32 protein-coding genes are annotated in these 22,779 nt (G+C 47.9%); 14 read left to right on the top strand and 18 right to left on the bottom strand.

The features are described 5' to 3' along the window. Positions 1 to 42: 42 nt before the first annotated feature. From Q0698_RS11165 to Q0698_RS11145, 5 genes are all read left to right on the top strand, one after another. Entirely contained in the window at positions 43 to 1,077 is a 1,035-nt protein-coding gene (locus Q0698_RS11165) for a prohibitin family protein (protein ID WP_298636693.1), read from the top strand. A 302-nt stretch (positions 1,078 to 1,379) separates the two neighbouring features. Next, a complete protein-coding gene (locus Q0698_RS11160) occupies positions 1,380 to 2,396 on the top strand; it encodes a hypothetical protein (RefSeq protein WP_298636691.1) in 1,017 nt (338 codons plus the stop codon). After that, positions 2,393 to 3,670: a site-specific integrase gene (locus Q0698_RS11155; protein WP_298636689.1), complete on the top strand. Its 1,278-nt coding sequence runs from the start codon at positions 2,393 to 2,395 to the stop codon at positions 3,668 to 3,670. The genes Q0698_RS11160 and Q0698_RS11155 overlap by 4 nt, the downstream gene beginning before the upstream one ends. 157 nt (positions 3,671 to 3,827) lie before the next feature. After that, positions 3,828 to 4,067, top strand: a complete 240-nt coding sequence (locus Q0698_RS11150; RefSeq protein WP_298636686.1) for a hypothetical protein — start codon at positions 3,828 to 3,830, stop codon at positions 4,065 to 4,067. A gap of 588 nt (positions 4,068 to 4,655) precedes the next feature. Further along, complete coding sequence (locus tag Q0698_RS11145; protein ID WP_298636685.1) at positions 4,656 to 5,684, top strand: hypothetical protein; 1,029 nt, start codon at positions 4,656 to 4,658, stop codon at positions 5,682 to 5,684. A 153-nt stretch (positions 5,685 to 5,837) separates the two neighbouring features. On the opposite strand, the gene Q0698_RS11140 is transcribed toward Q0698_RS11145, so the two are convergent. The 7 genes from Q0698_RS11140 to Q0698_RS11110 all read right to left on the bottom strand — a co-directional run bounded on the left by Q0698_RS11140 (position 5,838) and on the right by Q0698_RS11110 (position 8,973). After that, a complete protein-coding gene (locus Q0698_RS11140; protein WP_298636683.1) occupies positions 5,838 to 6,206 on the bottom strand; it encodes a hypothetical protein in 369 nt (122 codons plus the stop codon). 82 nt (positions 6,207 to 6,288) lie between these two features. Then, a complete protein-coding gene (locus Q0698_RS11135; RefSeq protein ID WP_298636682.1) occupies positions 6,289 to 6,465 on the bottom strand; it encodes a hypothetical protein in 177 nt (58 codons plus the stop codon). A 59-nt stretch (positions 6,466 to 6,524) separates the two neighbouring features. Beyond that, the gene (locus Q0698_RS11130; protein ID WP_298636681.1) at positions 6,525 to 6,908 is read right to left on the bottom strand and encodes a hypothetical protein; all 384 of its coding nucleotides are present in this window, start codon (positions 6,906 to 6,908) and stop codon (positions 6,525 to 6,527) included. Between the two features lie 73 nt (positions 6,909 to 6,981). Continuing rightward, positions 6,982 to 7,275 carry a hypothetical protein gene (locus tag Q0698_RS11125; protein ID WP_298636679.1) on the bottom strand — a complete coding sequence of 98 codons (294 nt, stop codon included), beginning with the start codon at positions 7,273 to 7,275 and terminating at the stop codon, positions 6,982 to 6,984. Next, on the bottom strand, positions 7,276 to 7,578 hold the full coding sequence (locus tag Q0698_RS11120; RefSeq protein ID WP_298636677.1) for a hypothetical protein: 303 nt from the start codon (positions 7,576 to 7,578) through the stop codon (positions 7,276 to 7,278). It lies immediately after the preceding gene. A gap of 148 nt (positions 7,579 to 7,726) precedes the next feature. Next, the gene (locus tag Q0698_RS11115; RefSeq protein WP_298636675.1) at positions 7,727 to 8,032 is read right to left on the bottom strand and encodes a hypothetical protein; all 306 of its coding nucleotides are present in this window, start codon (positions 8,030 to 8,032) and stop codon (positions 7,727 to 7,729) included. A 14-nt stretch (positions 8,033 to 8,046) separates the two neighbouring features. Next, positions 8,047 to 8,973, bottom strand: a complete 927-nt coding sequence (locus tag Q0698_RS11110) for a hypothetical protein (RefSeq protein WP_298636673.1) — start codon at positions 8,971 to 8,973, stop codon at positions 8,047 to 8,049. 140 nt (positions 8,974 to 9,113) lie between these two features. Between Q0698_RS11110 and Q0698_RS11105 the strand changes: the two genes are divergently transcribed. From Q0698_RS11105 to Q0698_RS11095, 3 genes are all read left to right on the top strand, one after another. Beyond that, the gene (locus Q0698_RS11105) at positions 9,114 to 9,485 is read left to right on the top strand and encodes a hypothetical protein (protein ID WP_298636672.1); all 372 of its coding nucleotides are present in this window, start codon (positions 9,114 to 9,116) and stop codon (positions 9,483 to 9,485) included. A 196-nt stretch (positions 9,486 to 9,681) separates the two neighbouring features. Then, positions 9,682 to 10,257: a hypothetical protein gene (locus Q0698_RS11100; RefSeq protein WP_298636670.1), complete on the top strand. Its 576-nt coding sequence runs from the start codon at positions 9,682 to 9,684 to the stop codon at positions 10,255 to 10,257. Positions 10,258 to 10,289: 32 nt separating this feature from the next. After that, positions 10,290 to 10,571 carry a hypothetical protein gene (locus Q0698_RS11095; RefSeq protein ID WP_298636668.1) on the top strand — a complete coding sequence of 94 codons (282 nt, stop codon included), beginning with the start codon at positions 10,290 to 10,292 and terminating at the stop codon, positions 10,569 to 10,571. A gap of 65 nt (positions 10,572 to 10,636) precedes the next feature. Here the strand turns inward: Q0698_RS11095 and Q0698_RS11090 are convergent, their stop codons facing one another. Then, positions 10,637 to 11,953: a hypothetical protein gene (locus tag Q0698_RS11090; protein ID WP_298636666.1), complete on the bottom strand. Its 1,317-nt coding sequence runs from the start codon at positions 11,951 to 11,953 to the stop codon at positions 10,637 to 10,639. A 222-nt stretch (positions 11,954 to 12,175) separates the two neighbouring features. On the opposite strand from Q0698_RS11090, the gene Q0698_RS11085 reads away from it, so the two are divergent. From Q0698_RS11085 to Q0698_RS11065, 5 genes are all read left to right on the top strand, one after another. Continuing rightward, positions 12,176 to 12,871 carry a hypothetical protein gene (locus tag Q0698_RS11085; RefSeq protein WP_298636664.1) on the top strand — a complete coding sequence of 232 codons (696 nt, stop codon included), beginning with the start codon at positions 12,176 to 12,178 and terminating at the stop codon, positions 12,869 to 12,871. 64 nt (positions 12,872 to 12,935) lie between these two features. After that, a complete protein-coding gene (locus tag Q0698_RS11080; RefSeq protein ID WP_298636662.1) occupies positions 12,936 to 13,475 on the top strand; it encodes a hypothetical protein in 540 nt (179 codons plus the stop codon). Positions 13,476 to 13,718: 243 nt separating this feature from the next. Beyond that, positions 13,719 to 14,525: a hypothetical protein gene (locus Q0698_RS11075; protein WP_298636660.1), complete on the top strand. Its 807-nt coding sequence runs from the start codon at positions 13,719 to 13,721 to the stop codon at positions 14,523 to 14,525. A gap of 23 nt (positions 14,526 to 14,548) precedes the next feature. Beyond that, on the top strand, positions 14,549 to 14,950 hold the full coding sequence (locus Q0698_RS11070; protein ID WP_298636658.1) for a hypothetical protein: 402 nt from the start codon (positions 14,549 to 14,551) through the stop codon (positions 14,948 to 14,950). 33 nt (positions 14,951 to 14,983) lie between these two features. After that, positions 14,984 to 15,433, top strand: a complete 450-nt coding sequence (locus Q0698_RS11065; protein ID WP_298636657.1) for a hypothetical protein — start codon at positions 14,984 to 14,986, stop codon at positions 15,431 to 15,433. 76 nt (positions 15,434 to 15,509) lie between these two features. On the opposite strand, the gene Q0698_RS11060 is transcribed toward Q0698_RS11065, so the two are convergent. The 7 genes from Q0698_RS11060 to Q0698_RS11030 all read right to left on the bottom strand — a co-directional run bounded on the left by Q0698_RS11060 (position 15,510) and on the right by Q0698_RS11030 (position 19,944). Beyond that, positions 15,510 to 15,725, bottom strand: coding sequence for a hypothetical protein (locus tag Q0698_RS11060; protein WP_298636656.1), 216 nt, complete (start codon positions 15,723 to 15,725; stop codon positions 15,510 to 15,512). A gap of 151 nt (positions 15,726 to 15,876) precedes the next feature. Beyond that, the gene (locus Q0698_RS11055; protein WP_298636654.1) at positions 15,877 to 17,052 is read right to left on the bottom strand and encodes a toprim domain-containing protein; all 1,176 of its coding nucleotides are present in this window, start codon (positions 17,050 to 17,052) and stop codon (positions 15,877 to 15,879) included. 284 nt (positions 17,053 to 17,336) lie between these two features. Beyond that, positions 17,337 to 17,882: a hypothetical protein gene (locus Q0698_RS11050; protein ID WP_298636652.1), complete on the bottom strand. Its 546-nt coding sequence runs from the start codon at positions 17,880 to 17,882 to the stop codon at positions 17,337 to 17,339. Next, on the bottom strand, positions 17,863 to 18,159 hold the full coding sequence (locus Q0698_RS11045; protein WP_298636641.1) for a hypothetical protein: 297 nt from the start codon (positions 18,157 to 18,159) through the stop codon (positions 17,863 to 17,865). The genes Q0698_RS11050 and Q0698_RS11045 overlap by 20 nt, the downstream gene beginning before the upstream one ends. A gap of 58 nt (positions 18,160 to 18,217) precedes the next feature. Next, positions 18,218 to 19,102 carry a hypothetical protein gene (locus Q0698_RS11040; RefSeq protein ID WP_298636640.1) on the bottom strand — a complete coding sequence of 295 codons (885 nt, stop codon included), beginning with the start codon at positions 19,100 to 19,102 and terminating at the stop codon, positions 18,218 to 18,220. 76 nt (positions 19,103 to 19,178) lie between these two features. After that, entirely contained in the window at positions 19,179 to 19,424 is a 246-nt protein-coding gene (locus Q0698_RS11035; protein WP_298636639.1) for a hypothetical protein, read from the bottom strand. Next, entirely contained in the window at positions 19,417 to 19,944 is a 528-nt protein-coding gene (locus Q0698_RS11030) for a hypothetical protein (protein ID WP_298636637.1), read from the bottom strand. The genes Q0698_RS11035 and Q0698_RS11030 overlap by 8 nt, the downstream gene beginning before the upstream one ends. A 216-nt stretch (positions 19,945 to 20,160) precedes the next feature. Between Q0698_RS11030 and Q0698_RS11025 the strand changes: the two genes are divergently transcribed. Continuing rightward, positions 20,161 to 20,559: a hypothetical protein gene (locus tag Q0698_RS11025; RefSeq protein ID WP_298636634.1), complete on the top strand. Its 399-nt coding sequence runs from the start codon at positions 20,161 to 20,163 to the stop codon at positions 20,557 to 20,559. A gap of 43 nt (positions 20,560 to 20,602) precedes the next feature. On the opposite strand, the gene Q0698_RS11020 is transcribed toward Q0698_RS11025, so the two are convergent. The 3 genes from Q0698_RS11020 to Q0698_RS11010 all read right to left on the bottom strand — a co-directional run. After that, positions 20,603 to 21,031, bottom strand: coding sequence for a hypothetical protein (locus Q0698_RS11020; RefSeq protein ID WP_298636632.1), 429 nt, complete (start codon positions 21,029 to 21,031; stop codon positions 20,603 to 20,605). A gap of 59 nt (positions 21,032 to 21,090) precedes the next feature. Next, positions 21,091 to 21,534 carry an NYN domain-containing protein gene (locus Q0698_RS11015; RefSeq protein WP_298636630.1) on the bottom strand — a complete coding sequence of 148 codons (444 nt, stop codon included), beginning with the start codon at positions 21,532 to 21,534 and terminating at the stop codon, positions 21,091 to 21,093. Positions 21,535 to 21,545: 11 nt separating this feature from the next. Further along, on the bottom strand, positions 21,546 to 22,779 hold a 1,234-nt coding region (locus Q0698_RS11010), incomplete at its 5' end, for a vWA domain-containing protein (RefSeq protein ID WP_298636628.1).

Below are 22,779 nucleotides of genomic sequence, written 5' to 3'. Positions count from 1 at the left end.
CAAGGTCGCAACGATGAATAAAACGTCATTGGAGGAAAGGAAATGACTGTAATATATGCTGCGGTAATTTTAGTAGGCATCATTCCGATGGTGCTTTATATCATTTTCGGTTGGAAGGGCACGTTAGATGTTATCGGTCTACGAAAATACAACGCAAATCGGAATGGCGAGGTTTCGCCGAAACTAAACAAAGAAAATGGAGTACCAATCACAATGGAAGTATCAGGTAAAAAAGTATTAAGTTCAGTCGGCGGTCTACTCGCCTTTATGGTCATTTGGATGTCATTCTTCACCGTAGAGGAAGGTCATGTAGGCATCGTCAAGCGATTCTCAGAGGCGCGTTATCAGGTGAATCCTGGTCTGCACTTTAAAGTACCGTTCATTGATAGCGTGGAAGAGATCGAAGTCAGAACACGCAAGAACGTCGAGAGTATGCTGTCGAGCAGTTCAGAGCAGATGCCTTTGACCGTCGAGGTGTCCGTGAACTGGACGGTTGAACGTGACAGTGCGCTGGATTTGTTTAAGCGATACGGCGGATTGAACCAGTTTGAACAGCGTATTTTAGATCCACGGTTTCGCAGTGTAACAAAGAACATCTTACCGCAGTTCTCAGCGGAACAGTTGATTCAAGATCGTGCGTCAGCGATTCGACTGATCGAGGGTCAGTTGATCGAAGAGATGGCTGAGTTCCCAGTTGGAGTCGATAACATTCAAATTGAAAACATCGTGTTGCCGCCTCGATACATCGAATCAATTGAGACCAAGCAGCGAGAACTTAATCTCGCAGCAGCCGAGCAGCACAAGTTGGAACGTCAACGACTCGAATCACTACGACAAGTAAACACCGCAGAGGCTCAGGCACAATCCATTGTGAAAGTTGCAGAGGCAGAAGCGCAGGCGACTCGTTTGCGTGGTGAGGCGGAAGCCTCTTCGATTGAGGCACGAGGGGCTGCACTTCGTAGTAACCCACTCATTGTTGATCTTACCGAGGCCGAGCGTTGGGACGGCGCCCTACCCACGATGATGACCGGTGAAGGTACGTTACCAATATTGGATATGCGTCAAGATAACGACTAGAAAATTACACGGGTTAAACGAGGGTTTGGCCCGTGATTCATTTAGAGATTGTAAACATGTCAACTAAATAAAAAACTGACGAACAGGCATGTCTTGATAACGGTCATGTTTTTTTGCAATAAGTTTTTTGTTTCATGTGGCGCCACATCTGATCGCAGAGGGAAATATAGAGAAAGGACGAGCTTCGTTGTGACGACTCTGTACTTCTTGTGTACTTCATGTTTCATTAACATAGAGATGCTATATACAGAGTCGGTTGTCGAAACAATAGTAAGCAATAAAGAAGAAACGGTTAATTAATCATGGCAAATTCAGATCGAGAGAATTGTTACCGAGATTACTACTATAAGCAGTTGATAAATGAGGATAAACCTCAAATCGGAGCGAGTGCGCTGGTGGAGAATTGCGGTGGCTCGATGACCACTGCCCAACAAGCCATTAAGACATTTCAAGTCGAGATACGTTCGATCGTTAGGCGAACACAAGAGCTAGGCGATGACCTCTATAGAGATGCGCTACCCGGTTTTATCTCGATGGTGGAGCGTATCGATAAGTTAACGAGTGCGCGAGATACAGAACGACTCGAGGATGCAGACCAAAAAATTAGCGACCTGCAGAAAGAGGTCGCTGAATCAAAGCATCGGTTGGTAGAGTTGAAGTTGAAGATTGAAATGTTAGAGAAGGATGTCAGGGATCGCGATCATAGAATTGCTGGTCGTGATGCACGGATCAGGTCACTGATAGTCGCCAAAGATGATGCTACGACCAAGTGCCGTGAACTCAATGATCGAGTAAGCGAACTTGAATCAGCAAATGAAAAACTAAAATTGGATGGCGCTAAACTTGAAGCGCAAAAGGAAGCGATCGCAAGTCAGCTTAACCAGGCTGCTGAATCGAATGAGTTGCTACGCAGGAACAGTGACAAAGCTAAGGATGCGATGTCGAACGAGCGCGCAGGCCTGCAAGGTGAACTAGCTGAAAGACTCAGTGAGATCCAAAAGCTAACTGAGCAATGTGCAGACCACGAAGCTGTGGTCGAACAGCTCACGCAGGCGACGCGACGCACAGACGCCCTACTCGACTCAAATAACAGCCTGAAGGCGCAGTTAAATGATCAGATGGAAGCGACTCGACGAGTTGAAGAGGCGAAGGATGCGGTCATCGAGGGGCTTAGGTCTTCCCTATCGATAGCAGAAGATGAGCGTAAAGCGATGCTGGACGCGCAGGATAACGATCGTCAAAACGAAAAGGATCTCGAGAAGCTTAGAGCGGAAAATGACCGTTTGTGGAGGCTCTTAGGGGAGCGGCTAGAAAAATGAGCGCCCCCAGTAAATACACTCCGCCCCTATATCCTGCAATCTTGACTCGCTCAAAGGACGATGGGATTGGATTGCCTGTAAGCTACACTGATCGAGTTGATGGTTATGACTTAAATAGCCCAAGAGAGCGATACCTCGTGCTGGCTAGGTTTCTGTTGCAGAGTCCAGGCGGTGAACCACTCTACTCAAAAGCGACCCAAGCAGCTTACCGTACCGAGGTGTTACGTTGGTTCGCATACATTGACTATCGTGAGATGCACGGTGGCTATGATGGGGATCTCTACTTGCCCAAATTTGGTTTTGTAGAAGAATACTTGGCGTGGTTAAAATGCCCGCCTCGCGAGTATATTGGTAGCGCCAAAGTTAGTATCAGCCACCCTGATTATAAGCTCTTTCATCAGTCGATAGCGGACCAGGAGAATAACAAGCCGTTTGCGGTGTCACCCAAGGGGGTTAATCGGAACGTTAGCGCGTTGAGTGCCTTTTATTTGTATGTTTCGGAGTTTATCGAAGATATAAGACCCACCTCAAACCCTTTTCGCCGGATTCTGAGTAAGCAGCGAAAGCCAAAGCGAGCGTTAAAAATCGATCATGTATTGGAATCACATGAAGTGGATGCGATTCGATCCTACTTTAGCCAAGAGGTGAATGATCGCTTGTTGGAGTTTCGACTAGAACGAGAGCGGTGGCTCTTTTTAGGGTTACTACATACGGGGTTGAGACGCGCCGAATTTATGTCGCTGAGGCACGAAGACGTTCGCTTGAAAACGATCACTGACCACCGGACTAACTTAGAGCTTCGAGTAGCATCGCTTAATGTGTTGCGTAAGGGTGGCGGGATGGACCGGGAGGAACATATTTGCTCCTCGTTTGTCTGCGAGGAGTTCCATCGATATGTTGGCTCACTCAGCGCCGTGGCGAGCAATGAATTGAGCGCCGAAGCGGTGCTCTACTCGCTGCCTAGCAAAAATTGGAAGGTAAGACCGCTTCAGGAAAACGCCATTGATTTCGTGTTCGCTCAAATGGCGGGTTCGATGGCTGAATTTTGCAAAGGCCATCCAGAGTATAAACATTGTGCAGAGCGCATCGCAGAAATGACGCCTCACTGGTTACGCCACACCGCAATCACAAAGGTGGCCAATACCCAAGGTGTTGTAGCGGCCAAAGATTTCGCTAATCATGCGAGTTTGAATACAACGACCATCTATACGACCACTAAGGCTTTCGAGCTTGCGGAAGCGGGCGATGAGTTGAAGCGAAGCTTTGGCCTCTAGTTCGATGCAGAGCCCTGCCCTTTTTGGGCAGGGTTTTGTCTGATAGATCGTGTAATTTGGTTTTCAATAAGGAATCTACTAGCGAGGCCTTTATGAAACTAATCAACAGCGAAAACAAAATAAACTCGAACGTCAGAGACTTGAAGCGTTGCGAGAAGTGAATACTGCTGACGCACAAGCTCAAGCGATTATTAAGGTCGCTGAAGCCGAAGCTCAGGCGACGAGATTGCGTGGTGAGGCTGAAGCCGAAAGTATTGAAGCGCGTGGTGCTGCGTTAAAGAGCAACCCGTTAATCGTCGATCTGACTGAGGCTGAGCGCTGGGATGGTGCCTTGCCGAGTATGATGCTCAGTGATGGCGCAATGCCAATTATTGACACGCGTAATTCAAACAACTAGGCAGAGTAACCGCCTGACATTGATCCCACCTGCCATAGGTGGGATTTTATTATTGAGAATGATATTTAGGCCTAATAGCCACCCACCCCACTACACTGTCAATCAGGCCTCTAGCTCGCACCATACAAAACCGATGTTAGAATGCTTACCTAAAAGCCAGTGACCATTACCTACTTAAATTACTTAACTTCCTAGAGCCTTCGACAACTACAAGATCATGTAATTTACGCTGACGAATGCTATCAACCACTACGTTTCAAGAATGCGATACCAGAGAAGCCAAACTTAAACTACCGATATGGTGCCTTTTAGCGTAGAAGCCACCTTACACTGCATATTAACGAGTTTTGGTTCTGATCCCTTAAGCAAACATTTCCTGTGCGACCACATCGTACCAACTGTCGTTTTGTATGGCAAAAAGTCTATTGAAATAAATAAGCCGAGCGATCGATGGTCTTGAATAGTGGACAATTGAAATTTTAACCGATGCTAACTAATCGTCTATCTCTGCCCTAAATGGGCAGGGATCTCGAAAACTTTTCGGCGGAACTACGTTGTAATGAGGCTACTTTATTTAGAGAGGTTCACATGGAATTAGTTCACAACGTCAACAACTCAGCGCACGAACAAGCCAAGCCAATCAACGCTGGGGTGAAGCTAATGCTAGAGAGCGTATATCAACGCAGTGACACACGGTTTGATCGGCCGATGTATTCGAGTTTTAAACTGCATTTAGGCAGAAATGGGGATGGTTGGGCTGATGCTGGTGTTGAGATGTGCCGAGCCGAGCGCCAGCAAAACGAGGCATTCTACGATGAATTTGAGGGCAGGATGACGCCGGTAGTTGGCGCAGCGCACGTAGAGGGTGACGGGATTGATTGTGGCGAGGTCTCGCTTGAAATTAAGCCGAATGCGAATGCTTCAAAAATACGTATTAAGCTGCCCGAAATAACGGATAGGTTTGGCCATGTGTGGTCGCCCTTGAACGAGTTCATCTTATTCGAAGACTATTTGATTGCTGTATCGGTGATTATGAAAAGCTATGTGCCGTTGCAGTCGGGAATTGTATTCAATAGTAATTCGGGCTTCATTGCGCCAAATAGCATTCGTGTGAAAAGCTTTCTGAGTGCGCTGAACGATCTAGGGTTATCGATGAGCGGCCTGAAGTCGATGAAGCTGAAGTTGAAGGCGCTCTTAAACACCTATTACGAAGGTCACCTTTACCATCTCGTTTCAACTCCCTGCATGAGTGTTGATATTAAGGATTCAGTGAAGTTTCCGTTAGGTGCGGTCGTGCTGATCAATCAAGCGATGGTATTCATCATTGAGAAAGATGTTGTGAAGGTGTGTTCGCATGCAGAATTTAGAGGCTTAGTAGAAGAGGAAGAGCGATTATTGTGGGGAGGTGATAACGCGCCGATGCCCACTCACCTGCTCGATGTAATCTGGGAGAAACGCTGGAATTGCTGGCAGGAAAATAGTCAATCGCGTGATATTGATCTGGTTACAGCGAAATCGATGGATGTGGCCGGCTGCTATAACACGTACTATCTTAAGCTGATGAAGTACATGATTAAACGAAATCGAGCTGATCAAAAAATAGGCAATGGTCGCTAATACTACCATCGTTGCGATGCAGGCTTTTGAGGGGCGTTATCCACAGATTTTTGCCCCTTTTTTGTGGACAACTCAAATCGACATTGATGAGAAATGAGGGAAAGATTAAGCAACGGTGAGGATAAATCCTCACTACGTTGCTTGGGTGGCCGATTACGCGACAACGTATTGCCGTCGGAATGATCGGTAGGTCATCTTCCATTGAGTCGGGGTGGCCCAAAGATTGATCTTTAGGCTAAATAGCCGAGCAAGATTAATCGTATCTCGGACTGGTACCCCACTCGCTTCTAATGCGAAGTAGGATAATGCAAAAGCATCGAGCTTCGAATTATCAATCGCTACCTCACCCGCATCAAGTACGAGCTCAATTTGGTTGTATGTGAGGTGTTTGATCTCCAGATAGCCGTTAAGCTTTCTAGCGACCTGCTTAGGAAGAAGATTGAGTCGTTGCTCGATACGAACAACGTTCGATTCATGCGCCGAAGTCGGCGGTGAATACGAAGATTGGACAGATTCCATCATGTTAGTAGACTCCGAATAATCCGGACTCACACCCTATAGGGCGGAGAGCCCGGTAGGGTTAATGGCGGAACGCCGTTACGAATTAATCAGGTTTGTTTATGTTGAGTAATTCGTAATCTTCATCATCGAGTGGCAAGCCAGTGGATTTCTCGTTCTTTTTGACTGAATAGGCAAAAAACGCACAAAATCCGGCAAAGAAAATGACTAGCGAGAGACTGATTAGTACATCAAATGAGCTCATAAAAATAAAATTCTCCATGTGGAGTTCCTTCTAATTATAGCATCCTGGCTAACACAAGCCAGCTAAGCTGAGTAATGTTAGCGACGTTTCTTCCAGTGACGAGGTTGACCCTGTTGGGCTCGCCTCATAACCAGAATCTCGTCAATGATGTGCTTCAAGTAATGCAGCTTCGATAGCGAACCTAGCACTCGAAAAAAGGCTGTATTGGTAGGTAATAACAACACACCAAGGAAGATAATAAGCTTAAGCTCATCAGACGCCCATGTGAAGCGGAAGTTATTACTGATCAATTCAGCGCTGAAAAGACCGGTGAGCGAGACGAGGGCTGCAGTAGTTATTCCCAATACATAGGTATGGGAAGTGATTTTACTGCGAATTGTCGCCCCGATTTGAACAAGGTCTTTCGTTTTAGTTTTACTGAATCGTTCGAATTCAGTTTCTGTTTCTTTAGTTTTGGCCATAAGGCTCTCCTGTGTAAAGGGGAGCAGCGACCCAGAGGGTAGAAGCCCCCGTGGGTTTAGTGGCGCTAGGCCGTTAGTTAGGTCGTTTAATGACTTCAATATCCGATCTATTAACTGGGGTACGTATAGGTACCCAAGCATCTCGCTGAGAGATAACCGTATTGATTGTAATTTCCGACAGGTCGTGCGGTCTAATGGTTGGCAAGCACTGGAATAGCCAAACAGTCCCATCAGAGGGCTGTTCGCCTTTAGCGCTGACAGCTAGCCGCTCAAAGCGGTTATATTGCTGGCCATTGTAGAAACATTCCGCCAACGTTATTGACGGGATGAAAAGCACGATTAACGCGAATCCGATTGCTGCTCTCATTTAGTGAACCTTCTCGATAAAAGCAGGAACAGTGACGACAGACGATTCAATCTTCGCTTCGGGATGATGGATAGCGGGCGCTACCAAATCAAAGCGATTACTGATTGTTAGTACCGCTTCGTCTACGATGAGTCGCACACCAAAGGTCGGTTCAGGAAGTCCTGTTACGTCGCCAAAGCGTTGTACGAGGATGCCAGAACGTGTTTCGGTATACAGTCTTTCTACAGCCGCTAAGCCCTGTGAAGGGTACTCAGAGCCGTCTAAAGTGCGGATCGGGGTTAATGTGTAGTTGATATATTGCATGACTATCTCCATGAAAAAGAAGGAGATGCCCCGAAGGTGCAACCCCTTCGGTGGTTTAGAATGCTGAGTAACGTCAGCTCGTTGTTAGTCAATAACATTGACAACATCTTTAACATACTCTCTACCCAATGTTTTGTAAAGTCAGCCATTAACGGATTACGCGTGATTCATCGAAGGGAATGTTAGATTCGTTTTGCTCGGGGGGAGAGGCTACGTCAGCGTCATGGCGGACAGCGGCGGGTTGGTTGGGTTGCGGGGGATGCGCTGCATCGGGACAAAATACGGTGGTTTTTAGCTCCCCGTCTTGAAACGAGTTATAAATCCAGCCGCCTTCAACGCGAGCGCGCGTGTGGTGAACCGGCTTCTTGAGGCGTTTCTGAGTTGACGTCTTTACTTCTTCAAATGCTAATACCGACTCCGAATCCTTGCCGGTAATCATATCCATGAGGCTCATCTTGTTTCTCCCGGTTAAAAATTGTATCGAAGACCCACCCAGAGCGAGGTGGCTTCTGCGTTGGCCTCGTTGAGGGGGGTTAAATAGGTGACGTATCCCTGCGACGCGAGGTCGTCGATGACAAAGGTCTGATCTACCCCATCAGACGCTGAGAGAGACTGGTAATTGGCGCGCACAAACGTGTCAATGGCTGACGTGATGGGGATGGTCCAATCGATTGTGGCGGTGAAGCCCGTACCATTGGCCTCGTGAGTGAAGCTTTTTGGCTGACGTAGATTTTGGCGCAGGTTCCACTCCCCTTCCCCATCGAAGCGAAGGTGTGAATGATACTTGGCGGAAATACCTAAAAACGTACTGCCAAGTTGATGTTCCGTTGAGAGTTTGAAAAAGACGCCGCTAAATTCGGCTTGGTATCGCGCATCGAGACCTGGGAACGGGCCAATGAACCTTGGGTCGGGGTTCCCGAATTCGTCGGTCAGAACAGACTGGTAGCCGTTGACCATCTGCATATCCCAGGTATCGTGGCTAAAGCCAACGCTGGCGCTGGCGTAATGCCCGACTGAGCCTAGCCAGCGGGTTTTAACGCCGCCAGAAATGGACCAGCTGTTTCGATCGTTCCCGTCGATGTCAGAGTAAGAACGAGAAAACTCGCCCTCGCGGTCATTCAGGTCATAGTCGCTATCTTGTACGGTGCCCTCCGGCGGCATGGTCTTGAGGTAGGAAAGCTCGACGATAGCGGCCCAATCTTCGGACAGTAGTTTCATGCCGTTAATGTGAACATTGAGGGCCGGGGAGTCCATGTCGCGAAAGGTAAGCTCAGATAAAACGTTGGGGGACTCAGCATATTGCGGTAGTCCAGCGATATTCCAATCAACCTCTGACATCTCGTAACCCACATCGAGTTGCAAAACAAACGCATCGATAAATAATCCTGTTAGCATAATTTAGCTCCTTGGTAGTTAGGGGTATTATCTCGACTTGAGATAAGAAATATCGCGCTGAGTCTGCCCATTTGGGGCAGAGTGGCGCAAAAATACGTAGTATGATCGGGGTAAGATGGATTTTTAAGGTGTGAGCAAGGATGATTGGTTTGTTGAGCTGGGGTCGAATTATTAAACTGAGTGTGGTGGTGTTCTTTATCTGGTGTGCGCCACCGGTATTAGAGCGCTACAACGAAGACCGTAAGCTGAATAACCTGGTCGCTTCGATACCGCAAAATATCGTCGAAGAAGGCTCGAAATCTGAGGTGAGAGATTGGCTGAGTACGCAATGGGAAATTGAGTCAGGTGAGCGCTGGGACTTCGACAAGTCGTGGTTCCAAATATCCGGCAGAGCGTCGTCAGGCTATGCGTACACTTGGTCCTACGAGACTCGCGATGTTATGACCGAAACCATTGTAGTGGTGTTGAGCTTTGAGGGGACGTTTCCCGAAAATAATCACACGGACGACTAAGATAGCTCGTGTATTGTTGGGTAATTTTATCAACGGATCAAACACCTACCCTGACGGATCAGATTTCGATATTTACTGTGAGTGATAACTGATAGTCTATGTGTGGCCGAAGTAAAGATTGATACCGAGGTATAAAAAACAAAACTCGTGAAGGCTGTGAGATGCCGATCATTCGAAATTGGAGAAAGAGACAAATATGAAGAAACTAATTTTACCTTTGGTTGTTGCGACCCTTACAGGTTGCGCCGTTAATGACTACGCCCAAATGAGTCAAGGAAGCGGGATAAATGAATTAGAGCTTTCAACAAATTGCGAGCCCATATCATGCTCGTATGACAAGATCAAAGGTCGAGTTGAAGCAACGGCTAGTGATATGAATGTGTTCCTAAGTATCAATGGCAGCGAGACTCGTACTATTCAGTACAGATGGGTAAGTGGATCGAATACTATTTATATCGACGTTTTCTCTACAAACCTCTACAGCAGTTGGTCATTTGTTGAAAGTGCTGAAATATATATCGGTAGCGAGTTGGTGACTAAAGTGTCTGGGAGGGTTGATCGCCAAGTTGGATACTACAATGACGTTGCCAGAGAGCATGAGAAAGTTGAACGAATTAGCGACGTCATTAGTATTGAGGACGCAGAAAAAATAGCGAACGCGAATTATGAGAGCGTTACGATCCGATTCTATGGAAAAAATGGCTATCAAGACGTGGAGCTCCCGAGAGAACACAAACTGATAAATATTGTAAAGTTGGCTAAATCGGCTTAACAAGTTAGTCATAACTCAAGGAGTTCGAAGTCATGACCTTTAAAATAGCGGGAATTATGGCGGTGGTGGGATTGATCTCTCTTCCAGCTCTGGCAGATATGTTCACACCAAGTCATGCTTGCAGCAAGCCATTTAAACCCTATCAATTTAATTCGCAGTGGGAACTTGATCGATTCAATAACGATGTTCAAAGTTACAGGAGATGTATTACTGATTTTGTCGAGGAACAAAATGACGAAGCAGATAGACATCGAAACGCAGCAAACGATGCAATCGATGAATGGAATTTTTTTTTGGAGTATGAGCTGAACTAACCTGGACTTGCTAACAAACCAGTAAAGCTAAACAAAAGGGTTGGTGTTTTTTGTCGAATGGCACATTACGCCACCGTCATTTCAAAGTCTTTTTGATACGGAATAACGATAACGTCGGCGTTATTGGCTTCTCGGCGGGTCTTAAAGCGCGATCTAATGGTTTGAACGCGCACTTCTACCTGCGGATTCTGCTTGAGTAAATTCACCACGCTGGCTTTGGTTAAGGCAATTTGCCAATACTTTAAAGCGGGCACATAAACCGTGATTTTACCGGGGTCGTGCTGAATGAGGGCACGAAGCATCAGGTAACAGCAATTGAATTGCCCTTGAAGTAGTGGCTCACCGTCTTCGTTATCAAATTCATACACCCCCTCGTCAGGACGAACACACAGCACACGAAGCGGATTGTCTTCCAGCGACACGCCTTTGGTGTAGCTCTTGTGAGCGTGATTAACGATATAGACGGAACGATTTTTTGACCAGTCCGGAGACGCGAGCAGTTGGTGTCTCCCTACAATTTCCTCGATGTGCATTTTCAGCGTCGGTAAGTAGAAAAAATTATAATCAAGATTACGCGGGAAGCGTTCCCTCGGGGGGATCGGGGCGAACGATAGGCTGGGATTGCGAAAGAGATGGCTATAGCCTATACGCGTAACGACAGGTGGTAGCCTTCGACTAACGTCAACGTTAATGATCAGGTAGTGCCCTGACGGGGTATAAAACAAATGTTCGCCCGGTTCGAGCCGGTGATTAATCTGATCGCGGGGTAACTCCGTCACTTTTCCGCCGACAATAGGGGCGATGAGCGCAGGCCAAAAGGATGTCTTGCGTTTGATCGCCTCTGGCGATGCGCCCGACTCTCGCATTAGTTTTCGGCGAGCGTCAATAAAAGGCGGAACGGCATCGTGGTGAACACTCAACCAGCCAATCATATCATTCAGTACATAGCAAACGGGCTGATAGGGAAGTTTGTCCACCCTTAAGGAAATGGACGCGCGGAAATTACCCAGGGTTTCGTCAACGACAGCGGAAATTAGGTGGTAGTGATACCGTCGCGCCGCATAAAAGTAGTCTCGAATGGGCTGGAGTGCGGGCGAGCGCGGCAACGCGGTGTCCACGGGAAAATTGGTGTAGATGTGTACCAGCTCGGGCTGGACCTGATTGTAGTTAGGCAGGGCTTGGTGGAACTGGAGCAAGTGTTGTAGCGCAAAGTAATGGGCCGTTTGGACGCCTTGCTCGGCCTTGGTGAAGTTCCCAAGCACTTCAATCGGCTGCCAGTATTCCGTAGCCTCTTCGATCATTCGCTCATACCTCATCCGGGCGAACATAAATCGCACTTTTCGCGGGGTAATACTGTCCAGAAGTAAGGTGAAGGTGTACATCGTTAACACTCCCTGTGAAAAGTCAATGTAACAAACTCGGCGGCGCTTGAAAATACTCGTTCGACTGATAGTATGTGATGAGGTCGCCTGAACCTGGCTCGACGCACGTTGCTAAACCACAGGCCTTTGTACTACCACACGGCAATAAAACAGTGATTTCAATTGTTAAAGTTTGTCGATAAAGCGTCAATCGAAAGACTTGCTAAACAAGGGAAATTTACGATGACCACACCGATTAATTTGGCGCGAAAGCAGCTGAGTGCCTGTGCCAAAGCACTGAAAAACCACCTTACCGCTCGACACGAGCTCACGCTATCCCACGCGCAATCACTCAACGCCATGGCGATCAGTCTAGGCTGGGCCAATTTCGATCACTTCAAAGCGAAGAGCGAGGACCCCGATGCGGAACGCCTCAGCCCCGACGCAGGCCTTTCATTGCTCGTAAAGACGGAGGCGCTGTCGGTCTATTGCACCGACATGTCGCAGGCCTACGGGTATGCGGAACTCAACACCGTCAAACCCAACTCCGGAATGATTATCTGGACAACGCAACCTGTTTGGGAAAGCTTCTACCGAGACCTTCATAGCCTGAGTGACGAGGTTGAAGCGCTTAACTTCGATTTGTCCGAAGTTATTTTGGGGTGGGCCTACGAGGTTCGGCACACCTTGATGGGCGATCGCTGTCAATATCGCTTTGGCCTGAATGATAAGGAGCAGACGCTCCAGGGAATGCCAATTTTGAATGTTCAATCACCGCATATTACTAAGACCATGGAGGGTTTGGTGAAGGACTTTCCTCACCGGGTAAGCCCCGACATATTTGGTTTGATTGCCGACATCGAACGCCGACTTCGGGTGCAGTCCTATGGGCGATACCATGCGGATTTCGTTGGTAGTGGTCACGCATCAACGGCCTAGCGCGAGCCAACTTGCATTACTAGCGAGGACGATAGACTGATCTCTCATCAACCGGAGATCAGTCATGTCACAGAGTAAGACGAACGAACATTCTCAATTCATGCTAACGCCCTTCCCCGCCGTTGTCTCGGTGTGGTCGGAGGCGGGCGATGTTTACCAGTGGGACTACGAGGTGCTGGGGGTATTTAGCGACCGCGCTAGTGCGATAGCGGCTTTGCTGCGCCATTTCGGTGACGAGGTAAAGGATTACTATACCGACAGCGAGGAAGCTGGCGATGCGAGGACAGTGACGGATGGAGTCATTAAGGCGTTGGACGACGCGAAGAAGGCGGCGCTCCTCGAGGCCGTTATGGGTGCGGAGGCGCACCAGGGCTATCGAGCGGAGTCGGTAGCGATCAAAGAGTGGTACATTGTCACGGGGCAAGTCAGCTTGGGTGAGGCAACAACCTGCGCGGTGTATGAGAAGGTGGAAGCGACAAGCCCAGGCGATGCGTACAGAACGGTGCAAGCGCGACTCATAAAGCACTGGGGCACTCAATACACGGAGTTCAGTTTAAGTATCGCGGATCGGCTCTGGGAGTTCACACCCGAACCAACACGCTAAAAACCAATAATATTATACCACGACAGACCAAGCCAAGCGGCACGACACGTAACCCCACCTGTGTGCCCCCCCTCACGCCCCGCGTGAGCATAGGGTTCGCAAGGTTTAGGAAGGCTTATTAAGGGTATTCGATCCAGGCACGGGGTAGTATTGAGCGTGATATGATGGTCTGTCGTGGTATAATATGTATTGTTGTGCTATCATTTATTTTTACTTTTACAATGTAAATGTTAAGGTCGTTACATGGATTACTTTGAACTGTTTGCTCAGCGTGTGGGGGACTTAAGCCACGTCGCTAACGTCACTCACGATCGATTGACCTGTGCCGCTCGGCGCGGGGAGCTGATGCTCGTCGCCCCGGTTGCGAGAAAGTGGGATATTGATGACGCGATCGCCGCCACCACGTCACTGACTCGGGACACCCATCGGGAATCCTGTCTGGGCGCCATCATTGAGTGTGACGTAGACACCCTAGAGCAGCTTCATCGGCTTAATGACGTGAAGATGGATTTTAAAAACACCGTCAGTAAAATTAAATCACAGCCGGATGGACACACCCTATTTGACACCATTCGACGACGACAACAGGACAATGACCTTGATCTGGCTCGGTGCTACCGGATGGTGGGAATGATCGAGCCGGGTATCCACCTGGCAAGTTTTAGTTGGTCCGGCGCCAACCGAACCGTTAAACGCCTCGACCGCCAAGCGGTCTTCGCGCTCATTAACGACAGCGCCAACCAGTTATCCGAGGAAACCCGCGCAGTGCTCAACGATCAACTTAATCACTGCGCCGATACGCACTTCGCTCGCGTGGATCGCGCTCGCTACTCACTGCGACTCAACTTAAAAATAGGGTCAGGAAAGGAGGCAGAACGCTCTCAGAAAGTCGTGTCAGGCCCCCTATTCACCCTCCGAACGCCCGGTGATGTCATTCACCGTGAGAAGCCCGATGAAGAGAATCCGACCCTGCGCGCTCAACGCGACGATGCAAAGGTCAGTACGGAGCCTTGGTCTACGGCTCTGCGATTGCACCGATATTTGAGATAAAAACAACTGAGAACACTAAAGATATGAAAACAACGCTAATCAGCCAATTCGAACACCAGCGAGCAACCGCCGTACTCACGTTGATGGTCGATATGATGGATTCCGACTACTGGCTCATTGCAGTGAGTGAATTTAATGCTGAAATTATCGAGCGCTGGCAAACGCAACGCCCACACATGGCAATGCAGGATCAGCATATTCAGTTTTGTGTCGAACAGGCCTATCCCCTCTATCAACGTTGGCGAGAGGTCGTTAATACCTGGTCAATAGCCCTCGGGATCGACGCCATCCCAAGTAGCGAAGGGCTTCAAAGAGCGCTTGAGCGGGGGAACCTCTCAAGTGCGAAAGGGGAACTGCGACAATTCGAGGCGCGCTGTGCCCTGATCAACTACCAGTGTGAAACACAGGTACGGGGTAAGAAATAGTCAAAAGCGATAACACGAGGGGGATGGTGGGATATGAACAAGTTAACAGCGCTCGATAAACACCGTTTTTTCGGCACGAAAGCCGCCGCGATCATTGAGGAGCTGCCGCAAGGCCAGTCAGAGGGCTGCGCGTTGTTTGAAATAGCTTATGGAAAGGGATTGGCCTCCTACGCGTGGGGAGAAAAGCTTTCCTTTAGATTAAGCACCAGTGAGGTGTACGGGCTACTGGGTGTTTGGTTAGGCTATCGCGATGAATTGAAAGTGGTGCGCGAGGGTAAGCAAATGCGCCTGGTGAGACAGGAGAAGCATCTGTATCTAAGCTGCTCTCAACACGGAGAGCCCTTCGCAGCACTGCCTATTCCGTTCGAGGAGGCCGCCATCGCCAGCAATATCTTGATTCGGGTGATTCGACTACGCTACCCCGCCACCAGCTTCTCAGCGATCGCGGCACAGTTGTATGCCGCCAACCCCACCCCACGCTAGGCAAAAAAAAGCGACATAACTGTCGCTAAAGGCAATACCGAAAAAGAGAGAGAGTCTATGAGCCGGTATTGAAAAACTATCGAACAACGCGTAAGTGATTAGACTTAATCGGTGCGACTCGGGGGGACGATACTTCATCACTTAAAGAGGTCGCGAGCGCATAGATGGCGTTAAGGCGACGGGTGGCAGTGTGTTGGGCGGCAGCAAGCTGATCGTCTAAGTGAGTTTTAACCTTATCAAGCTCGCTAAAAATGAGGTCGATTTCATCTTGTATTTCGTGTTTTGGACGCATTATTAAAGCCTCATGTCAAAATTGACTTATCATTGATTGTATTGACAATTAAGTTGATTATCAACATTTATGTCGTGTATTTTTGGTCATCGTTTAACATCGAGTCAGGCTCAAGAAAAAAGCGTCCCCTGCACAAGGCGGGGGAGGCTTATTAGGCTACAGATCGGCGACCGATTAGATCGATCGACGGAAATGCACCCGCACCGAAGCGATCCAAGACTTCTGCAAAGTCGAGTGACTTGGCAGCATCGCGAATCTGACCCTCGGGAATATGGAGCTCGGCATCAACACCACTGGCTAACAGTGCATCACGCAAGCGTGCTCCTTTGCTTTGACCATCGTTGGAACGATCCTTATCCGCAAAGATATGAACCTTCCGTACACGCGCTGGTGGACGGAACGATGGGAGTAAGCTAGATGTCACCCTAGCCCAGACTGGTAATTGATAGACCGACATGGCTGCCCAAGCGGTTTCAATCCCCTCAGCAATTCCAATCTCGTCGCTTAAACCGCCGAGTTGAATCGCTGCTGACGGCGTAAAATCACGACTTAACGTGGTCATCTTACGAGCCATTTCAACATCCGCCTTAGCACCGTCGAAGGTCAAATACGTGCGATGTAGTGCAATCACGCTGCCAAAGACATCGCGAATGGCGGCAACCATCGCTGGATGACGCCCTACAATCTGTATTTTACCGTCAACTTCCTGATAGTAAGGTAATGCATCGTGATAACGGATGTGATCATGCTTGTACATCATGGCCATGTGCTTCATGCCACGATTGTTCACATAATCAAAGATCGGGGTGGGTACTGCATCGGTGATCGGGGTGCAGGACTGCCACAACCGTTCATTCGATTCCGCCGCTTTCTTCTTCCGTTTTTCCTGAGCAATAGACTGTGCTTTTGATCGCTCAGTCGCCTCAGCTATCCGTGTTGCTAGCGTGGTTGAGACGGACTTCGACGAAGATCGTCGAACACCGCTTTGCGCCGGCTTTCCTTGGCAGCCAAGTACGTCGCCGATCTCGTTAATGAGATCGTATTTTGACGAACCCGTCGACCATTCCAGCAATGACAGACCACTGGCGAAAGTACCATCTCGATTGCTCACCCCGCCGCCGGTTTCGGCCGCGTTATCAAACAATCGAAAGCCATCGCCTTTACCCGCAGCATTGGATGTGCCGTTTACCGGGTCAGTGACGTGCCGACCAACGCGTTCAACCGCGTCGATTAAGTTAGGTGATATGACCGCAAGAACATGCAGCCAATTACCTTTGGCCGCCTCGAGGACTTCATCTAACTGGTGTATGACATTATCGTCAGACATATATCGTACTCCTTATAGTTACGAAGCGAACCAAGAATCACTGCATTAAGCAGTGCGACCGGAAGGTTCACAGATCTCCGATCGAAGTGTGTGCTGAGTTAGTTGAGATACGTCAGCTCGCATCATTACCACTAGGGTAAATTCCGTTAACACTTTCGATTCACCCCTGTCGCTAAAGAGTGAATAGAAAGCGCTAAAAGGCGCTTAATCATGGGCGGATCAATGACACCGGTTGGTATCACTGATCGCCATGGGTTGAGATAGAACATCTCGGCGCACAGGCGCTAGTCGTAAAAGAAACCTTGATAGCGACAGGGTGTGGAAGCACCGTGTCGATCAAAATCGCAGTTCGGGTCAAAGCTGAGCTTAAGCGGGTGCTTGAGCTGCGTGGCGAAATCGAAGTCTTCGATGATGCCTTTGGCTTTGAGTTGGTTCATATTGGCATCGCCAAAGTGATCGATAGGGGAATCGTAACCTGGAAAAAACTGAACATGACTCGCAAACTGAGTCAGGCCGTTAATGATCAAATTACGTTCCGCCTCGTCGAACGCGAAGTCACAGACCCAGAAGGTATCGGTCTCACGATGATAGTTCGTGCCGCAATCTAAGATGATTCCCAGAGCACGGCTATCAATACCTGTGTTAGCGATTGCTAGCCAAGTATGAACATCGGTGTCGTCAATTCGACCGTAGCCATCATAGAACCCGCTCACTGCACCAATGCCTTCGACAGTGGGTAAGTAGACTAATCGCGGCGCTGCATAGCGCGACGAAGCGGGAGCCGGGATGGACTCGCTAGTGTCGCAGGTGTTATATGAAAAGAATCCCATTGTCGGCCTCCTTCTCGCATAACATGACTTGCGGCTGATGAATGTCGAATTCTAAAACGGCCGTGTTAAACAAGCCTTTAAGATTCGCTGCGACACCTGTTAACGACTGAAACGGGGCCGGTAGGGTCGCATCATCAAAAGCGTGTTCACTCCACGCAGTATGAATGGTTAACGATTTCACAACGCCATCATTGAATTGAACTTGCGCCCACATTACATCGTTGTGAATGAAATCCAGCATCGACTGGAGTATCTTTTCCTTATCAATAGTAAACATCTTGCGTTCTCCAAAAAAAATTGGAGGCCCAACCCGATTGGGGTAAGCCCCCAGAGGGTTAAGCAGCTTGATTAGCTACTAATGAATGTCGGTAATCTGCAATGAGATCACCCACAAGGTCTCGGAAATGTTCATCCGGGCGAAATGAATCACCCTCTTGTTCAATTTCCGTTGTATACCATGCTACAACTTTCTCTTCTCCATCGTTTTGAACCTTGAGAAAGACTTCACCGACATAATACTGAAGACTATTTCGATCCGATAAATGTAGAAACCAGGAAGCAATATCCTCCGGGTCGATACACGGGTCGCGATAGTCAATCCAAGGCCAATCCTTAGATTGTTCGAATGTAACGGTGACGTTGCCAATGGTCCGTTTGTAAAACATAGGATCGGTTGGCCACACTGACTTCAATGTGTCATAACAGCGTATGATCTTCTCAATGCGCGAAGCGTAATAGCTTTCTACACTTTGACGAATGAGACGATACTGACGACGGATAAAGTCGTCATGACTGAGAACCGGGTCAACAGACAAAAAACGAACCAGACGATTAAGCTGAGGATACTCGTCGTTCAACGGCCAATGAGTAATTAGCGTAGAAAACTGATCTTCAGCACATTCGCAATCGACATCAGAACCTTCAACCGAGAAGCTAAAGGTTAAGTCATAGTCGTTATCAAGATACTGACTGAGTGAGTTAGTACATCCTCGATAGAAGTAGCGCGCCGTAATGAGCGCGAAGCGATCAAGCATCGTTGCTGACGCAATTTGCTCTGCGAGAATCGAGTCGACGATTGAAGGTTCGCACGAAAACTCGAACCCAAGGGACGTTGAACCACACACAGAACCCTGAATGGAAGAATGTTCCGTACAGTTTTCAAGCGTAAGATCCATCGCTAATTCAAGCGCATCAAGGAAACGATTAGATTGAGTAGCCATAGGCTCTCCTTAAAAAGAAGGAGGCCTAACCCTATTGGGGTAAGCCCCCAATGGGTGAGTAACGACGCGTTAGACGTTAGAGTTGAACACCAGCACCTTGATTGAATGATTCAATCATGTGCGGCATGAGATCAGCGATTTTGTCATCCGCTTCGATGGTTCGAAAAGGATTAACATCCGCATTTTCATACTGACGACCTAAGTAGTAGCTCAAATTTCTAGCTAAATTCAACCGGGCATCTGGTGTAGCTTTTCGGCACTGTATATCACGAATCAGTGATAATGCCTGGGCTCGAACGAGCAATCGTTGGTATTTAGGCATGACGCACCTCCTTGTGGTTAAGCACCTGCTGAAAAAGCGCCAGCATGGGCTCATTGCCTTGGATCAAGAAGTAACGTTGCCATTCATTAAGCTTGGTGGGACACACATCAATATTAGGGCGTTCAAACAGGCCCCAAAGTTGATGCTTAACGCCGTAATCCAAAACATTGAGTAAGGTATTCAATGGCGTCATGGTTAATGACAGGACGGGCGCTTTTGAAGCAAGGTTAGCAGCTGTAACGTTCGAGATCGGTGTGACTGATCCGGCTGATACATCGATCAAGAATGCGTGGCACTCAAGACCGCTTCGCTCTACATAATACTTAATTGGTTCAGGATCTAAACCAATTCCCAGCTTAAACAAGTTTGTTCCGGCGGTGCGTAACAGCCAGATGTATTGCGCGGAATGGCCATGCATTTGAATCGAATTAAAATCCAATCGCAGGTCATCACGGTAATGACAAGGTAGACCTATGCTATCGCTAAGGTCTTTCATTTTAGAAATGATGGTTTCGCTCATGTTGCGTCTCCAAAAAAAAGGGGACGCAACCCCATTAGGGATTAAGTCCCCGATGGGTTGAGTTAATGCTGATTGTGTCAGCTCACTTTTTTTGTACCGAAGCACAAAAAAGATGACACCTCGATGTGATCTTTTTTATGTTTAAGACATTTTGCATTTAAAAGTTAATGCATACACTATTGATATAACCATTAAGTCAATTGGATTTCAAGTATTATGAGAACATTGATCTTTACTACGCTAGTCACCATTTTGAGCTTTACATCCTGGTGGATGTACGAACTGGGGAAATACCCCTTTATCTATCTCTATCCGGTCCCGGAAACGGTGGAAGAACGCTTCAACCAGGATTGGAGTGGTTACCTGGAGTATGAGCAAATCAGTGAGATCAGCTTTGGCGATAAGCCGCTGAAATCATTAAGAATGATGCCGGCGTCATTAACTGTCGGTAATGTATCGCGCGATTTCGAAGTTGAGAATCTCATGTTGGGTGTCATTCACATTGAGAAAGTAGATAGCAGGTACAAGGTATACTGGCGACAGTACAAAGAGGTTGATGACATTACGGCTCGAGCGGAACTTAATGTCGCTGTGACGAGCCTTCTCCCTAAATAGGGAGACAAACAGGCTCGAAACAACGGTACTACGAAGAACTGTGCTACGCTGCAAATCCTTCAAATCCAAATAGATCGTCCATTTTTGAATTCTTCAGATTGTTAATAGCTCGATCAATTTTATACTCAATCGAATCCCTCGTATCCTCAAACGACAAAAACTGGTGACGTTTGAGGAAATCGTGGATTAAGTCTCGGAATATTCCGGGAATCAATCCCTGCTCTACGACAACATTTACAAAGGAAAATGGCAATGGTGTTCCAGTGATAGCGTCTTCAACTTCATCACTATCGAGCCACGACATAATCTCTTCGCGCATATCTTGAGAGCACCTTGCGTCAGCTAAGGTTGCTAATGAACTCACGAGCACTTTGTAGCGGATGCATTCGAGTTCGTCCTCGGGGAAAAAATCATCGAGCGCTTTCATTTGCTCATCCCGAGTCTGATACAAGTCATAGTTGTTGTTAAACATGACAATGCCTCTTTTGAAAGAGGGACCAACCCCCAAAGAGAGATCAAGTCCCTCATGGGTTATGCGATGTTTGGTTCGGATAAATCGAGCCAAAAATCACAGAGTTGGCGATAACGTAAACTCGCGTTATCGTTGCCAACGCCAACTACCTCTACATCCATCTCGCTAAGGCGAGATACTACCGGTGCAAAGTCAGCATCATTGCTGAATAACGCCATCACATCAGGTCGATATGGCGAGTGAGCATCAGATATAGCCGTTACAGCTAGCGCTATGTCAGCCGCATTCTTCCCTTTGTTGGTTAGCTTAAGACAGTGTTGAGGATTGACTCTCCAACGCCGACACAAACTTAACCACGCTCCAGGAACATGATGATCCGCCCAATTCGCAAAAACCTTAATCTCCCTAATTTTGGCAACCGCTTCAAGTTGTTGAAGGGCCGACTTAGCTAAGGAAACGTTGATGTTATCCGCGTCGATATATACAGCTACAGATCGTTTCATAACTCACTCCTTTACGCTGCTGACGTTAAAACGTCAGTCATGGCGCGAAAGAGATTGCCACTTAGATCGTCAAGTGTATTGACCACAAAGCTGCGATTAAACAATCGGTTGACCGATGAATTTAAGATGCCAATACCAATCATCTCAATTCCACTTTGTTCAGCGCGCTTAATGACGGAATACGCAGAGGTAGCATCATCAGGCTCGCCATCGGTGAGTACAATCATCACATGACGTGTCGCTTTTTGATTGCCACTTAGTGCGTACAGTGACTTCCAAATTGCTTCAGTCATCGGCGTTGAGCCAGACGGCGCGTTATAGAACGCTCCGGCTTTCCGACGTACATCATCATCGTTGCCGACAATGGATGTATCGCGAGTACCAAAGGACGAGGCAGTGACTTTAACACCGTCAATTGCATCAAGCGCCAAGGCAATAGCCAACGCGCTTCTACCCGCCACATTGTCTTTGTCATCGTGCATTGAGCCCGATTGATCAAGGAGTAAATGAACCGCCGTGTTTGGCGCCTCAATTTTTGATCGTCGGGAAAAAACACGCGCATCAGAAAACGCTAGACGCGTAAGTCGATTGGTTTTTAAGCGACCGCTCTGCCCTATTTTCTCAGGAGAAAAGCGTGACGCCTCGACAGCAGACATAAGCTGTGATCGCAAGCGATTACTAATGGTTTTCGCACTTTCAATGAGCGCCGGCCCATTGTTTGATACAAACCGATCCGCAACATCGTGGACATCAATCTCGATTGAGTCACCATAGTTAGACTTTAAGTCAACAGAGGGGTTAGTACGCTCTTCCGTTTTTAGATCCTCAAGAAGTTGTTCATAAACCGTTTGCTGAATTTCATCAGCTTGGGCTTGTAGAACGGAACGAAGGATTTCAGAACGAATAGTGCGACTCGATTGAGATGAGCTGCCTTTAGAGTCGTCAGAGTCACCGTCAGAGTCACCATCAGAGTCACCATCAGAATCACCATCAGAGTCACCATCAGAATCACCATCAGAATCACCATCAGAGTCACCGTCAGAGTCATCATCAGAATCACCATCAGAATCACCGTCAGAGTCACCGTCAGAGTCACCGTCAGAGTCACCATCAGAATCACCATCAGAATCACCATCAGAATCACCATCAGAGTCACCGTCAGAGTCATCATCAGAATCACCGTCAGAGTCACCGTCAGAGTCACCGTCAGAGTCACCATCAGAATCACCATCAGAATCACCATCA

The organism is uncultured Umboniibacter sp., assembly GCF_947497555.1.
In the GTDB taxonomy this organism is placed as follows: Bacteria; Pseudomonadota; Gammaproteobacteria; order Pseudomonadales; family DSM-25080; genus Umboniibacter.
The sequence above is the reverse complement of the archived record's forward strand: the minus strand, read 5'-3'. Positions and strand labels throughout refer to the sequence as shown.